General features: G+C 65.0%; 11 protein-coding genes. 3 read left to right on the forward strand and 8 right to left on the reverse strand.

The genetic code is table 11. The features are described from left to right. Window positions 1-1,770, forward strand: a 1,770-nt coding sequence (locus tag Q0319_RS10040; protein WP_299452147.1) for an ABC transporter ATP-binding protein/permease, incomplete at its 5' end; no start/stop codon positions are given. A 53-nt stretch (window positions 1,771-1,823) separates the two neighbouring features. Here Q0319_RS10040 and Q0319_RS10045 read toward each other — a convergent pair. Both Q0319_RS10045 and Q0319_RS10050 read right to left on the reverse strand, forming a co-directional pair. After that, window positions 1,824-2,483 carry a bifunctional 4-hydroxy-2-oxoglutarate aldolase/2-dehydro-3-deoxy-phosphogluconate aldolase gene (locus Q0319_RS10045; protein ID WP_296465760.1) on the reverse strand — a complete coding sequence of 220 codons (660 nt, stop codon included), beginning with the start codon at window positions 2,481-2,483 and terminating at the stop codon, window positions 1,824-1,826. A gap of 75 nt (window positions 2,484-2,558) precedes the next feature. Next, complete coding sequence (locus Q0319_RS10050; protein ID WP_296465805.1) at window positions 2,559-3,761, reverse strand: MFS transporter; 1,203 nt, start codon at window positions 3,759-3,761, stop codon at window positions 2,559-2,561. A 141-nt stretch (window positions 3,762-3,902) separates the two neighbouring features. Between Q0319_RS10050 and Q0319_RS10055 the strand changes: the two genes are divergently transcribed. Beyond that, window positions 3,903-4,199: an acylphosphatase gene (locus Q0319_RS10055; RefSeq protein WP_299452149.1), complete on the forward strand. Its 297-nt coding sequence runs from the start codon at window positions 3,903-3,905 to the stop codon at window positions 4,197-4,199. On the opposite strand, the gene Q0319_RS10060 is transcribed toward Q0319_RS10055, so the two are convergent. The 4 genes from Q0319_RS10060 to Q0319_RS10075 all read right to left on the reverse strand — a co-directional run bounded on the left by Q0319_RS10060 (window position 4,200) and on the right by Q0319_RS10075 (window position 9,535). After that, window positions 4,200-5,672, reverse strand: a complete 1,473-nt coding sequence (locus Q0319_RS10060; protein WP_296465766.1) for an aldehyde dehydrogenase family protein — start codon at window positions 5,670-5,672, stop codon at window positions 4,200-4,202. Between the two features lie 23 nt (window positions 5,673-5,695). Beyond that, window positions 5,696-7,483, reverse strand: coding sequence for a thiamine pyrophosphate-binding protein (locus Q0319_RS10065; protein ID WP_299452152.1), 1,788 nt, complete (start codon window positions 7,481-7,483; stop codon window positions 5,696-5,698). 46 nt (window positions 7,484-7,529) lie between these two features. Then, window positions 7,530-8,504 (reverse strand): tripartite tricarboxylate transporter substrate binding protein, encoded by a 975-nt coding sequence (locus tag Q0319_RS10070; protein ID WP_299452155.1) that lies wholly within the window; start codon window positions 8,502-8,504, stop codon window positions 7,530-7,532. A 236-nt stretch (window positions 8,505-8,740) separates the two neighbouring features. Then, window positions 8,741-9,535: an enoyl-CoA hydratase-related protein gene (locus tag Q0319_RS10075; RefSeq protein WP_296465776.1), complete on the reverse strand. Its 795-nt coding sequence runs from the start codon at window positions 9,533-9,535 to the stop codon at window positions 8,741-8,743. 273 nt (window positions 9,536-9,808) lie between these two features. Here Q0319_RS10075 and Q0319_RS10080 point away from each other — a divergent pair, with 273 nt between their 5' ends. Next, complete coding sequence (locus tag Q0319_RS10080; RefSeq protein WP_296465779.1) at window positions 9,809-10,654, forward strand: DUF3014 domain-containing protein; 846 nt, start codon at window positions 9,809-9,811, stop codon at window positions 10,652-10,654. Window positions 10,655-10,746: 92 nt separating this feature from the next. On the opposite strand, the gene Q0319_RS10085 is transcribed toward Q0319_RS10080, so the two are convergent. Both Q0319_RS10085 and Q0319_RS10090 read right to left on the reverse strand, forming a co-directional pair. Continuing rightward, on the reverse strand, window positions 10,747-11,835 hold the full coding sequence (locus Q0319_RS10085; RefSeq protein WP_296465782.1) for an aromatic ring-hydroxylating dioxygenase subunit alpha: 1,089 nt from the start codon (window positions 11,833-11,835) through the stop codon (window positions 10,747-10,749). Window positions 11,836-12,006: 171 nt separating this feature from the next. Beyond that, the coding region (locus Q0319_RS10090) for an MFS transporter (RefSeq protein WP_299452158.1) at window positions 12,007-13,305 on the reverse strand (1,299 nt) is incomplete at its 5' end.

Here is a 13,305-nt window from a genome sequence, read left to right on the forward strand (position 1 = left end):
CCTTACCTGTGGCCGCCCGGCGCCGCCAACCTGCGCTTGCGCATCGTGACGGCGGTAGCCTTCCTCATCGCCGCCAAGGTCGCCAACGTCTACGTCCCCATCTTCTACAAGGGCGCGGTCGATGCCCTCGGAACAACCGCCGGCGCAACGCTGGCCATTCCGCTCGGAATGATCCTCGCGTATGGCGGCGCGCGCGTACTGACACTGCTATTTTCCGAGCTGCGCGACGCGGTTTTCGCGCGCGTGGCCCAGCACGCCATCCGGGTAGTCGGGCTACAGGTCTTCCGCCACTTGCATGCGCTGGCGCTGCGGTTTCATCTGGCACGCCAAACGGGCGGCCTGACCCGCTCCATCGAACGGGGCACCAAGGCCATCGATTCGCTGCTGTCCTACATGCTTTTCAACGTGCTGCCCACGCTCTTCGAGATCGGGCTGGTGACGATCATCCTGTGGCGCATGTTCGATGTCTGGTTCGCATTGGCGACCTTCGTCACGGTCGCGCTCTACATCGGCTACACGCTGGTCATCACCGAATGGCGCACGAAGTTCCGCCGCCAGATGAACGAGACCGACTCGGAGGCCAACACCAAGGCGATCGACAGCCTGCTCAACTACGAAACGGTCAAGTATTTCGGCAACGAGGAGCACGAGGCCCGCCGCTACGACCACGCGCTCGATCGTTACGAACGCGCGGCGGTCAAGAGCCAGGTCAGCCTCTCGCTGCTCAACATCGGCCAGGCGGCCATCATTTCCATCGGCCTGACCGTGGTGATGTGGATGGCAGCGCGTGGCATCGCGGCCGGCCGCATGAGCATCGGCGATTTCGTCCTGGTCAACGCCTATCTCGTGCAGCTGTACCAGCCGCTCAATTTCTTCGGCTTCGTCTACCGCGAAATCAAGCAGTCGCTGATCGACATGGACCGCATGTTCGAACTGCTTTCAGAAGACCGCGAGGTCGCCGATCGCCCCGGCGCACCCGCGCTTCAGGTACACGGGGCCGAGGTCGAGTTCCGCCATGTGGTGTTCGGCTACGACCCCCGCCGCCTCATCCTGCAGGACGTCAGCTTTACCATCCCGGCGGGCAAGACCGTCGCCGTGGTCGGTTCCTCGGGTGCCGGCAAGTCCACGCTCAGCCGCTTGCTTTTCCGGTTCTACGACGTGAACGCGGGCGCCATCCTGGTCGACGGCCAGGATATTCGCGACGTTACGCAGGCCAGCTTGCGGGCAGCCATCGGCATCGTGCCCCAGGACACGGTGCTGTTCAACGACACCATCTACTACAACATCGCCTATGGAAGACCGGGCGCCACCCAGGCCGAGGTCGAAGAGGCGGCCCGGCTCGCGCACATCCACGATTTCATCCTTGCCATGCCCGACGGCTATAACACCATAGTCGGCGAGAGGGGATTGAAGCTCTCCGGTGGCGAAAAGCAGCGCGTCGCCATTGCCCGCACCATCCTCAAACGCCCCGCGATACTCGTTTTCGACGAAGCCACCAGCGCGCTGGATACGCATACGGAACGCGAGATCCAAGCCAACCTGCGGGAAGTGAGCAAGGGACGGACCACGCTCACCATTGCGCACCGTTTGTCCACCATCGTAGATGCGGACGAGATCATCGTGCTCGACGGCGGAAAAATCGTCGAGCGCGGGCGCCATCATCAGCTGCTGACGCGCAACGGCGCCTACGCCGCCATGTGGAAACGACAACAGGCAAGCGGGGAAGGCGAGGAGCTCAAGCCCTACGGCGCGGTGGTCGACACGGCCTGAACCTGCCTGCGACAAGACGGCGGGCAATGGCTAAGCCGCCTGCCCCCGTCGGCTCACACGGCTGCGGCTTCCTTCAGCGTCTCCTGCAACTCGGCCACCAAGGCATCGGTATCGCGCGCCGCGAGCTTTTGCTTGTCGAATAAATTGCTTCCCATGCCCACGATCTCGGCTCCCGCCCGGAAATAGGCGGCCATGTTCGCGCGCGTGACGCCGCCGGTCGGGCAAAAGAGCGTGTCGCGGAACACGGCCTTGATCGCGGCCAAATGGCCGGGCCCCCCAGTTTCCGCGGGAAAGATCTTCACCACGTCGGCACCCGCCTCACGGGCCGCGATGATTTCGGTGGGAGTAAACGCCCCCAGCATGCTCAAGGCGCCGGCTGCCCGCGCCAACTCCGCCAAGGGGGGCACCACGCCCGGAGAGACCAGGAAGTCCGCCCCCGCCTCCAGGGCAGAGCGTGCCTGGTCGGCATCCAATACCGTGCCGACGCCGACCAGCGCGTCCGCCCGGCCGCTCAGCTGCGCGTCCGCACGGACCGCGCGCAGCACCTCGAGGACATCAGGTATGGTCCAGGTCAGCTCTATGCCCAGGCAACCGGCCCGTAGCGCGACCTGGGCCGCGTAGAGCGCAGTTTCGGCATCCTGGTACCGCAGCACCGGAATCACGCGGGCCGAGCGCAGAACCGCCCGGCGTTGACGAGAAACTGAATCAACCATGTTGGACACCCGCTGAGAAAGCAAGCACAGCCTAGCACGACCGGCGTGCGCTGCCTGTAACCGACTCGCAGCGGATCAAGGCTGGCCGGCCTGGCAGCCCGGCGCACCGCGGCTGCGCATCGCCCACACCAGCAGGCCGGCCAGCGCCATGCACGCCCCGGCCCCCGTCACCGCATGCCAGCCGCCGTGCGCGTAAGCCCAGGCGGAAATCATCGATCCGATCGAGCCGCCAACGAAGTAGCTGGTCATATAGACCGCCGTGAGGCGGCTGCGTGCCTCGGGGCGGATGCGATAGATGGCGTTCTGGTTGCTGATGTGAATCGCCTGCGCCGCCAGGTCGAGCAAGATCACCCCCGCCACCAGGAAGGCCACCGACACCTTGGCGAGCGAAACCGGCAGCCAGGAGCAAAACATGAGGATCAGGCCGTAACGCGTCGCGACGTCGCCCTTGCCCCGGTCGGCCAGCCGCCCCACCCGGGCAGCCGTCAGCGCACCCGCGGCACCAGCCAGGCCGAACAGCCCGATGGTGAAGGTCGAGTATCCGAAGGGCGGGGCGGACAACAGGAAGGCCAGCGAAGTCCATAACATCGCGAAGCCCGCAAAATTGAACGCGCCGAGCAGCGCCCGCGTGCGCAACATGGGCTCTTGCGCAAACAGCACGGCCAGCGAGGCGATCAGGCGCACATAGGGCATGCCGGCGGCGTGCGCCGGATGCCGCGGCAGCGCCCGGCGCATCACGAACGCAAGAACGGCCATCAGCACGGCGGCGATGGCGTATACCGCACGCCAGCTGCCTGTCGAGGCCAATGCGCCGGACACGGTGCGCGCCAGGAGGATGCCCAGCAGCAGGCCGCTCATCAAGGTGCCGACCACCCTGCCGCGCTCATTGGGCGCGGCAAGGGTGGCGCCGAAGGGCACCAACACCTGGGCCACGACCGAGAACAGTCCCGCGGTCGCGGTTCCCGCCAACAGGACGGGAAGGCTGGGCGCCGCGGCGCTCGCGCAGAGCCCGCCCGCCGCCAGCAGGGTCATGACGAAGATCAGGTTGCGCCGCTCGAACATATCGCCGAGCGGCACCAGGAAAAACAAGCCGACGGCATAGCTAACCTGCGCGGTCGTGACGATGGCGCCGGCGGCTGGTATCGACAGCCCCAAGTCGGCGGCGATAATGTGCAATAGGGGTTGAGCGTAATAGTTGGCAGCCACGGTCAGGCCCGTGGCGATCGACATCAGCCAGACCAGGCCCGGGCTAAGCCTGCCCTGGGATACGGGATTCATACTCATGCGGGGGGGACTCCTTTCCCCTGCATTATTTCGCACTGGTAGACTCTATGCGAAAAGACGGCGTGCCGCGGCCCCGATGCCGTCGAACCGCAAAGCCGCGCGCGCCCATCATTGGCACCACACCGAACTCCGACCATGCAAGAGCAAGAGCACGATCAGCCACTGGAAACCGTCCTCGTCCGCGTCACTGGCAAAGTACAGGGAGTGGGCTTTCGCTTCGCGACCGTGCGCCGCGCGCACATGGTGGGCGTGGGTGGCTGGGTACGTAACAATGACGACGGTTCCGTCGAAGCCCTGGTGCAAGGCACGCCGGACCAAGTCGACCAGATGCTGGCGTGGCTGCGCCAGGGGCCGCCCCAGGCCCGCGTGGACGAGGTGACGAGTGAACGCCAGTTCATCGACCGGCGGTTCACCCGCTTCGAGCAGCAGTGATCAAGCGAGCTTGACGTTCACGTTCTTGGTATAGGTGAACTCGAGGAGTTCGGCGAAACACTCCTCCCGCCCGATGCCCGACTGCTTGACGCCGCCGAAAGGCGCGCCCAGGAAGTGCTGGCTGGTGTTGTTGATCCAGACGTAGCCCGTCACCATGCGGCGCGCGGCACGATGGGCGGTATTGAGGTCGCGCGTCCAGATCGAACCGGTTAATCCATAGTCCACCCCGTTCACCTGCTCGAACAGCGCGTCCTCGTCACGCCATTTGAAGACGGACATGATGGGCCCGAACACCTCTTCGCGCGCCACGCGCATATGGGGCTGGACGTCCGCGAACACTGTCGGTTCGTAAAAGAACCCCTTGGCGAGCGCCGGATCGGCAGGCCGCTTGCCCCCGCACACCAGGCGGGCGCCTTCCTCCAGCGCAGATGCGACGAAGCCCTCGACCTTTTGCAATTGGGCGCGGCTCACCAGCGCGCCCATGGTAGTGGCCGGATCCGTGGGAATGCCCGGCTTGTGACGTTGCGGCAGCAGCTTCGCCACGGCATCGAGCACTTGGTCGTGGATGGACTCGTGCAGGAACACCCGGCTGGTCGAACCGCAGCTCTGCCCCGACCAGGTGAAATTCATCCCGCCAATGATCCCTTCGACCAGCTTGTCCAGGTCGGCATCGGGATAGGCGATGAGCGCGTTCTTGCCGCCCAGCTCCAGCAGCACGGGCTTGAGGTCCCTGGCCGCCGTCTCCATCACGGCCTTGCCCGTCGGGACACCGCCGATGAGCGTGATCTTGCGCACCAGCGGGTGCCGCGACATCGCCTCGCCGCACTCGCGACCGCCGCACAGAAAGTTCACCACACCGGGCGGAAAGAGGTGGCCGATCAACTCGGCGAGCCGGATGACGGACAGCGGCGCCTGGTCCGGAGCCTTGACCACGACGGTATTCCCCGCGGCCAGCGGCGCCGCGATGCGCAATGCGGCAAACATGAGGGGATGGTTGTACGCCACGATGCGTCCGATCACGCCCATGGGTTCCCTCAACGTGTAGTTCAGGTGGCCGTCCCCCATGGGAATGGTCTCGCCCTTGATCTCGGCGGCCAGCCCCGCAAAATACTCCAGGCCGTCCGCAGCGAACCCGGCGTCGTGGAGCAGGATCGATACGGGGTTGCCGTTATTGAGGGAGTCGAGCTGTGCCAACGGCAGCGCATGCTCGCGCAGCACGGCAGCGGCGCGGCGCAGATACTCGCCGCGACGGGCAGGCGGCGTGCTGGCCCATGCGGGAAAGGCAGCATGGGCGGCCCGCACCGCCGCATCGACGTCTGCCGCGCCGGCCACGGGCGCTTGGGTGATAGGCTCGTCGTAGGCCGGGTTGATCGTGTCGGCATACTCGCCGGATAACGGCGCGTGCCACGCGCCGCCGTAGTAGAGCCCCCGCTGAACGGGGAGTATGCCCTCGGGGATTTCATGGGCTCGCATGCAAGCCTCCTATCCGAGCAAGGTTAGTGCGAACGCGTCAGGCCGGCGGTCATGGCAGGGTTGTAGCCGGGTTGGACGACGGCATCCACCACCACGATGCCCCCGCCGCGCACCGCGGCAACCGCCTCGGTCAATACGCGCTCGAGCTCGTCGGTGCGGCGCACGGGCCCGATGCCGGTCAACCCCTGCGCCCTCGCGATCGCCGCCAGGTCCGGGGCTGGCTCGTCGATGCGCTGTCCTATCCAGCGGTTTTCCACGGGCCGGCCGCGTTGCCGCGCCACGCGCTCCTGGTGGATCTCGTCGTTGAAGAACGAACGGTTGTTGCAGACGATCATCAGCATGGGAATGCCGGCATTGGCCGCCGTCCAGAGCGCATTGTTCCCCATCATGTAATCGCCGTCGCCGATCAGTGCCACGGGAAGCCGGTCACTGCCCTTGAGCGCAAGTGCCGATCCAATCGCCATGCCCGGGCCCGACCCCACGCCGCCGCCGCCGTCGTAGCCCAAGAAATCCAGAGGATGCTTGAAGTCCCAGAACTCGCCACTCCAGCTCAGCGGCAAACGGGTCAAGCACACCGGCATCGTGCCCACGACCTTGCGCAGCACCGCCGCGACCGTCGGTACCGTCAACGGCGACGACGGGTCCTCAGGGATGGTTGGCCGGGCGACCGGCGCCGGCGGCGGGGGAGGCTCCCGACGCGGCGTAACGTGTTCGTTCAGCAAGGCAACGGCCGGCTCGGGCTCGGAGAGCAGGAAAAGGTCCACCGGGGGCAGCCCCTGGTGATCCATGCTCCAGCCGTTGTGGCTGTAATGGTCGACCGATACCTGGATGATGCGGCTGCCCACCGGCTCGCTCCCCCAAGCCTGCTTGAGCGTGCCGGCCAGGTCCAACCAGTCCAGGCTGAGGACCACGTCGGCCTCGCGCAGCACCTTCGCCGACTGAGGATTCAGGAACATGCCGCAGGGCGCCGCATGCAGCGGGTGGTCGGTCGGAAAGGCGGCGCCGACTTTCAGGTCGGTGAGCACCTGTGCCTGCAGCGTCTCGGCCAGGCGGATGCGATCTGCCCAGCCCGACTCGGAACGGGACACCCGGCCAGCCAGGATCACGGGCCGCTTGGCCTGCGACAGCCACGAGGCTGCCTGTTTGATGAGCTCGTCGGCCGGCCGCGCCGGCGGGGGCGGCAGGTAGCGCGCCGGATCGGGCAGGGGATAGTCCTCGTCGCAGCGCGATTCCTGCAACCCCGCGTCGAAACACACGTACACGGGGCCCTGCGGCGCCGTGGTGGCAATCTGCTTGGCGCGCAGCAAGGCTTCGAGTGCCGCCGGGATGGAAGCCGGCTGGGCGTCCCACTTGACGAAATGGCGGATCAGCGCACCTTGGTCTTGCACGGTGTGGATCCAGTCGATCCACGGGCGCCGCTTGGCCGCATCCACCGGGCCGGTGGCCCCGAGGATGATGACCGGCGCGCGGTCGACCCAAGCATCGTAGATGGCCATGGAGCCGTGCATCAGCCCGACGTTGGCATGCAAGGCCGCCCCGATCGGCTTGCCCGTCACTTTGGCGTAGCCATGGGCGATCGCGACCGCGTGCTCCTCGTGCAGCACCACGATCATCTGGGGATCGCGGTTGCCCAGGTGATTGACCAAGCTGTCGTGCAATCCTCGATAGCTCGAACCGGGGTTGACGATCAAGTAAGGGATGTCCAGTTCGCGCAGCATGTCGGCGATGCGGTCGCTTCCCCAGACGACACCGTCGTCTTGCCAGGCCAGCGGTTCGTCGCGTCGAACCAGCGATTCGGTCGAGGACTTCATAAGACTTCCTATCAGTAAGTAAAAAATGATCTTCGAACAGAAAGGATCAATCGACCCGGATGTTGGCGCGCTTGATGACCTCGGCCCATCGTTGCTTGTCCTCGAGCATCATCCGGTCGAATTCGGCGGGTGTACTGCTCGCGACTTCGATGCCTTGCTCCCGGAGCTTGGCCTGGACGGCCGGCACCTTGAGTGCCCGGTTGAGTTCGCCGTTGAGCTTGTCGATGATTTCGCGTGGGGTGCCGGCAGGCGCAATGAGCCCGATCCAGATGTCGCTCTCGAAGCCCGGCACCTTTTCCGCGATCGCAGGAACGGACGGCAAGTAGGGCAACCGATGGCCAGTGACTCCCAGCGCCTTCAGGCGGCCGTTTTGGATGTACGGCAGGGCGGAGTTGATGGGGCAGAACATCAGGTCCACTGTTCCGGCCAACACGTCGACGAGTGCCGGAGCCGAGCCCTTGTACGGAACGTGCGTGAGCTGGGTGGAAGTCAGCGACTGGAAGATCTCGGCCGACATGTGCTGCGGACTTCCGGCCCCGGCCGAGGCGTACGTCAGCTTGGACGGCTCAGCCTTGGCCATCGCGACGAGCTCCTCGATAGAATTCGCCTTGAACTTCTCGGGCACGACCAACGCCATTGGCACGGTCGCCATCAGGCCGACGCCGGCCAAGTCTTTCTGCACGTCGAAAGGCAGCTTTGGATACAGCGCCGGATTCACCGCGACCGTCTGGTTGGGCGCGATGCCCAGCGTATAACCGTCGGGTTTGGATTTGGCCACCAGGTCCGTACCGATGTTGCCGGCGGCGCCAGGCTTGTTCTCGACGACAAAAGGCTGGCCGAGCGTCTTGGCCATTTCTTCGCCGAGCACGCGCGCGAGCACGTCGTTCGAACCGCCTGGCGGCAACGGCACGATGATGCGGATGGGTTTGTTGGGGTAGTCGTCTGCATGGACGAGCGGAACCGCGCAACAACTACCGACGAACGCCGCGGCCACCGCCGTCTTGTAGAAGCGTTTCATCATGACTCCTCCTATGGGCCGGTCCGCTGCCGCGATGAAGATGGGCGGCAAAGCAGGCCTGTTTTCTTGGCGGAGCAATGATAGAAAGCGCTTACGGGCGATTCAATCTTGAATATTGATTCAACTTACTCAATCTTGAATGTTGATTCAATGCATAGGATCGTGCCCGGCGGGAAGATCGCTGCCCCATTCGCGGGGCAGCGCCCATGGAGAAGAGGCCGCCGCTCTGGCGGCGGGGCTCAGCGCCCCTTGAATACTGGCTTGCGCTTTTCGATGAACGCCTGCATGCCCTCTTTTTGGTCTTCGCTGTCGAATAACCGTTCGAAGGCGCGCCGCTCGAGCGCCAGGCCGGATTCGAGGCTGGCATCGGCACCCAACCGCACGGCCTCGCGGATGGCGCGCACGGCAAGCGGAGGCATGGCGCATATTTGGCGGGCGACGTCCAGTGCGCGCTCGAGCGCATTGCCGTCGGCGACCAGCTCGCTCACCATGTTCGACGCATAAGCCGTCTTCGCAGGAATGCGCTCGCCCGTGAGCGACCAGAGTAGCGTCTTGTACTTGCCTGCCGAACGAAGCAGCCGTTGCGTGCCGCCGCCTCCCGGCATGATGCCCACCCGGATCTCCGGCTGGCCGAAAGTCGCCCCTTCGCCGGCGATGATGATGTCGCACGCGAGCGCCAGCTCGCAGCCGCCACCCAAGGCATACCCCTCGACCGCCGCGATCACGGGCTTGCCGAGGGTCCGCAGTACATGGAATACCTGGTCCCCGCCCTGCAAGGCATGGTCCGTGGGGCGCATGTTCGACATCTCCACGATGTCCGAGCCCGCGGCGAAACAGCCCCCGGCGCCCGTCAGGACGATGCAGCCGATGCCGGCATCCTGCTCGAGCTCGCGCAGGTTCTGGATCAGCAGGGCCTTGACTTGCGAATTGAGCGCATTTTTCCGTTCGGGACGATCGATGACGATGACACCGACGCCGCCATGACGTTCTTGGCGCACCGGCGCCTTGTCCTGTTGTGTGAGGTTGTCAGACATAGTCAGAAATCCAGGTGGCGATCTGCGCAATCGGCTTGCGCATGGGAAAGGCCCGCCGGCTGTCTCCGCGCCGCGGGGCCAATCCGCCCAGGATAACAAAACCAAGACAAAAACGCGCCCGCACGCCGTCAGCGCCGGCGCCCTCGTCGCGCAACAATTTGTTGGAAAAAACCGGCGCATGACCGCAGCCAGGCACACCCCGGAGCCCCTTAGCGAACACAGAGGGGAGACCGGCTGGTACAGTGTTCGGAAAGCATTCTCCGCAAATAGGCCATGAACCGACTGTTGTCTTACCTCGTCGTGATATTGGGGCTCATCGCCATCGGCGCCGGGCTCTATCTCTGGCTGCAACCCAGGGATGACGCGCCAGTCGCGACCATCACGCCGCCTGCAGGACACTCCGACGCCCTGGCGGAACAAGAAGAGCTGCCCCCGCCACCCGCCGAGCCGCAGCCCGAGATCCAACATCCCATCGAGCAGCCTCCCGCGCCCGACCCCGCGTTGGCCGAGGCGCCCGACATCGGCGTGGCGATGAGCCGGTTGGTCGGCCGGGAAGCCCTGTTGGCGCTGTTCAACCTCGATCGTTTCGTCTATCGCGCAGTCGCAACCATCGACAATCTTGCACGCCCCCACGCGGCGCCGGCGCTCTGGCCGGTCAATCCCACCCCGGGACGCTTCGCCACGGAAGGCGCAGCTCCCGGCGAACGCATCGCGGCCGCCAACTACGCACGCTACCGCGCCTTCGTCACGGCGGTCACGCGCGTGGACAGCGCGCAGGCCGTCGCGCTCTATAGGCAGCTCTACCCTCAGTTCCAGCAGGCTTACGAAGAGCTCGGCTACCCGCGCGGCTACTTCAACGATCGGTTGGTCGCCGTCATCGACCACCTGCTCGCCACGCCCGAGCCGGGCGAACCGGTGGCGGTAGTCTTGCCCGAGGTCAAGGGCCCGCACGAGATGCGCCGGCCCTGGGTGCGCTATGAGTACGCGGACGCCTCGCTCGAAGCGCTCAGCTCCGGCCAGAGGATGCTGCTACGCATGGGACCGGAAAACCGCAAGGCGCTCAAGGCCAAGCTCGCCGAAATCCGCCGGCTGCTGGTGCGCGACGCACCGCACAACTGATTCGGGCGGCGGACCGTGCAAGCACGTCCGCCCTGGCCTCGCGCATTGCCCAAGTGCGCTTGCGCAATGCGCCCGCCTCGCTGGGCTGCCGCTCAGCCCGCAGCGGCCTGGGTTGCTCGCGCACCGACCGACGCCGCCATGCGCTTGGCCCGCTCTGCGGCTTCGGCCGCCACCAAGCGTTCCAGTACTTCGCGCGACTGCACACCGCCCGAATCGATGTTGAGCTTGAGCAGCTTGCGGTCCGGATTCTCTGACAGATTCCGCTGCTGGGCCTCCAGCATGGCAAGGTCTTCGGCAAATATCTTGCCCTGCCCCTCGCGTATGGATGCCGTCAATTGCGCATCTTCCGGCTTGAAGTTGCGGGCCATTCCCCAGAAATACCACATCGAGGTCTCGGTCTCGGGCGTGAGGAAATCCACCACGATGCTCGATGCCTTGAACTCCGGCGGTGCGTCGTAGCCACCCTTGCCGGCGTGCGCCACGCCCACTTCGATCAGGATGTGGCTGGGCGGGGTAAAGCGGCAAATCTGCCAGCGGTCGCATAGCACGTCGTCTGCCAGCCCGTTGCCGCGCAAGGCGGCGGCCCAGAACGGAGGCGGCTTGATATTGTGCATGTAGCGGCTGGTCACCACTTCGTCGCCTATCGTCCGGGTGGCGGGGGGCGCCTCCTCGATCTCCGCCTGGCCGATGCTGGTGGCATGGACATAGGTCTCATGGGTGAGGTCCATGAGGTTGTCGATCATCAGCCGAAAATCGCAATTGATGTGATACAGGCCGCCGCCGTATGCCCATGCCGGGTCTTCCGCCCAAGCGAGGTGGTGGATCTTGGCCGGGTCCGCCAGCTCCGCATCGCCCGGCCATACCCAGATGAACCCGTAACGCTCCACCACCGGAAAGCTGCGTATGCTGGGGAAAGCGCGCACCCGCTGCCCCACCATGCTCGAGCATGTGCCGTCGGGGTTCATGCGCAAGCCGTGATAGCCGCACATCAACTCTCCCTGCTCGACCCAACCCAGGGAAAGCGGCGCACCGCGGTGCGGGCAGAAATCCTCGAGCGCGGCGACGACCCCATCCTTGCCGCGGTAGAAAACCATGCGCTCGTTGCAAATCTGGCGCCCCAGCGGCTTTTCGGCGATCTCGTCCGGGGTACAGGCGACGTACCAGGCATTCTTCAGAAACATTGTCTTCCTCCAAGCCTGCGCCGTGCCATGGAGACGCGGCCGCAGTACCTTATCTGTATACAGCTTGATTTTGCTATCGATTCTTCGTGCGGGAAACCGCGGGTAAACCCTAGGTAATTTACCGGAACACCGCTGGCGAACCTGTCTTCTACACTTAAACTTGTATACAGGTCAGGAGCGAAGCGTCGAGTGTTCCCGGCTGGGCGACGCCGCGGCCTTCAATAGCAACGCCAACCCCACCGCCGCACAGAGGCAAGCCCCCATGGCCGCCATTCCCCAGGAGAAACTTCCCGTGCTTTCTTTGATCCAGCCCATCAAATAGGGTCCGACAAAGCCGCCCAAATTGCCCACGGAGTTGATCAGCGCAATGCCTCCGGCCGCCGCCGAACCTTGCAGGAAAATGGGCGGAATGGCCCAAAACGGCCCCAAGCATGCATAAATGCCGACGGACGCCACCCCCAGGCTCAGCAGCGCCATCCAGGGTGCGCTGAAGTAAATGCCGCCGAAAAACCCAAGACTGCTGATGGCAGCTGCCGTAGCGACATGCAGCACGCGCTCCCCCCGCCGGTCGCTGTGCCTGCCCCAGGCCAACATGGCCGCCGCCGCAACGGCATAAGGCATGGCCACGATAAAGCCGACCGCGGCGTTCGAGTAGCCCATCGCCTTGGCGATCTGGGGCAGCCACAGGCCGATGCCGTAAAGACCGATCACGACGCCGAAGTACACCCCGCACAGCACGAGCACGCGCCAGTCCGTCATGGCCGGCCATATGGCGTGGTGCGCATTCGGCGCCGCATTGCGCCGGTCGTTCGCCAAATCGGCCTCGACGAAGGCCCGCTCGGACGCAGTCAGCCATTTCGCGCGCGCGGGCCCTTCCGGCAAGGCATGCAGCACCACGACGCCGAGCAAGCAGGACGGCAGGCCTTCCAGGAGAAACAGCCACTGCCAACCCTTCAGGCCGAGCCACTCGTCCATGCTTACCAACAACCCCGATATCGGCGAACCGATCGCACTCGCGAGCGGGACGGCGGCCATGAAGAGCGCGATGAACTTGGCGCGATGGCGAGCGGGAAACCAGTAGGTGAGATAAAGCAGCATCCCGGGGAGGAAGCCTGCCTCGGCCACCCCCAGCAAAAAGCGCAGCGCGAGGAAGCTCCACGTGCCCGACACGAACGCCATGCCCGCTGAGATGAGCCCCCAGGTAATCATAATGCGGGCAATCCAGAGACGGGCGCCGACCTTCTCCAGGATGAGGTTGCTCGGTATTTCGAAGAAAAAATACCCGATGAAGAAAATGCCCGCGCCCCAACCGTAGATGGACGGCGTAAAACCCAAGTCCTGGTTCATGGTCAGCGCAGCAAAGCCAATATTGACCCGATCCAGGAAGGCCATCAAATAGAGCAGCATCATCAGCGGGATGATGCGCGCGGCGATCTTGCGGTAGGGACTGCCCGGCGCTTCGTTCTTCAT

This window comes from uncultured Pigmentiphaga sp. (assembly GCF_937950555.1).
GTDB lineage: Bacteria > Pseudomonadota > Gammaproteobacteria > Burkholderiales > Burkholderiaceae_B > Pigmentiphaga.

Bases quoted from the DNA above. Each gene is read 5' to 3' on its own strand.
- Q0319_RS10045 (WP_296465760.1), bottom strand. From the start codon at position 2,483: ATGGTTGATTCAGTTTCTCGTCAACGCCGGGCGGTTCTGCGCTCGGCC.
- Q0319_RS10060 (WP_296465766.1), bottom strand. From the start codon at position 5,672: ATGCGAGCCCATGAAATCCCCGAGGGCATACTCCCCGTTCAGCGGGGG.
- Q0319_RS10050 (WP_296465805.1), bottom strand. From the start codon at position 3,761: ATGAATCCCGTATCCCAGGGCAGGCTTAGCCCGGGCCTGGTCTGGCTG.
- Q0319_RS10080 (WP_296465779.1), top strand. From the start codon at position 9,809: ATGAACCGACTGTTGTCTTACCTCGTCGTGATATTGGGGCTCATCGCC.
- Q0319_RS10075 (WP_296465776.1), bottom strand. From the start codon at position 9,535: ATGTCTGACAACCTCACACAACAGGACAAGGCGCCGGTGCGCCAAGAA.
- Q0319_RS10070 (WP_299452155.1), bottom strand. From the start codon at position 8,504: ATGATGAAACGCTTCTACAAGACGGCGGTGGCCGCGGCGTTCGTCGGT.
- Q0319_RS10065 (WP_299452152.1), bottom strand. From the start codon at position 7,483: ATGAAGTCCTCGACCGAATCGCTGGTTCGACGCGACGAACCGCTGGCC.
- Q0319_RS10055 (WP_299452149.1), top strand. From the start codon at position 3,903: ATGCAAGAGCAAGAGCACGATCAGCCACTGGAAACCGTCCTCGTCCGC.
- Q0319_RS10085 (WP_296465782.1), bottom strand. From the start codon at position 11,835: ATGTTTCTGAAGAATGCCTGGTACGTCGCCTGTACCCCGGACGAGATC.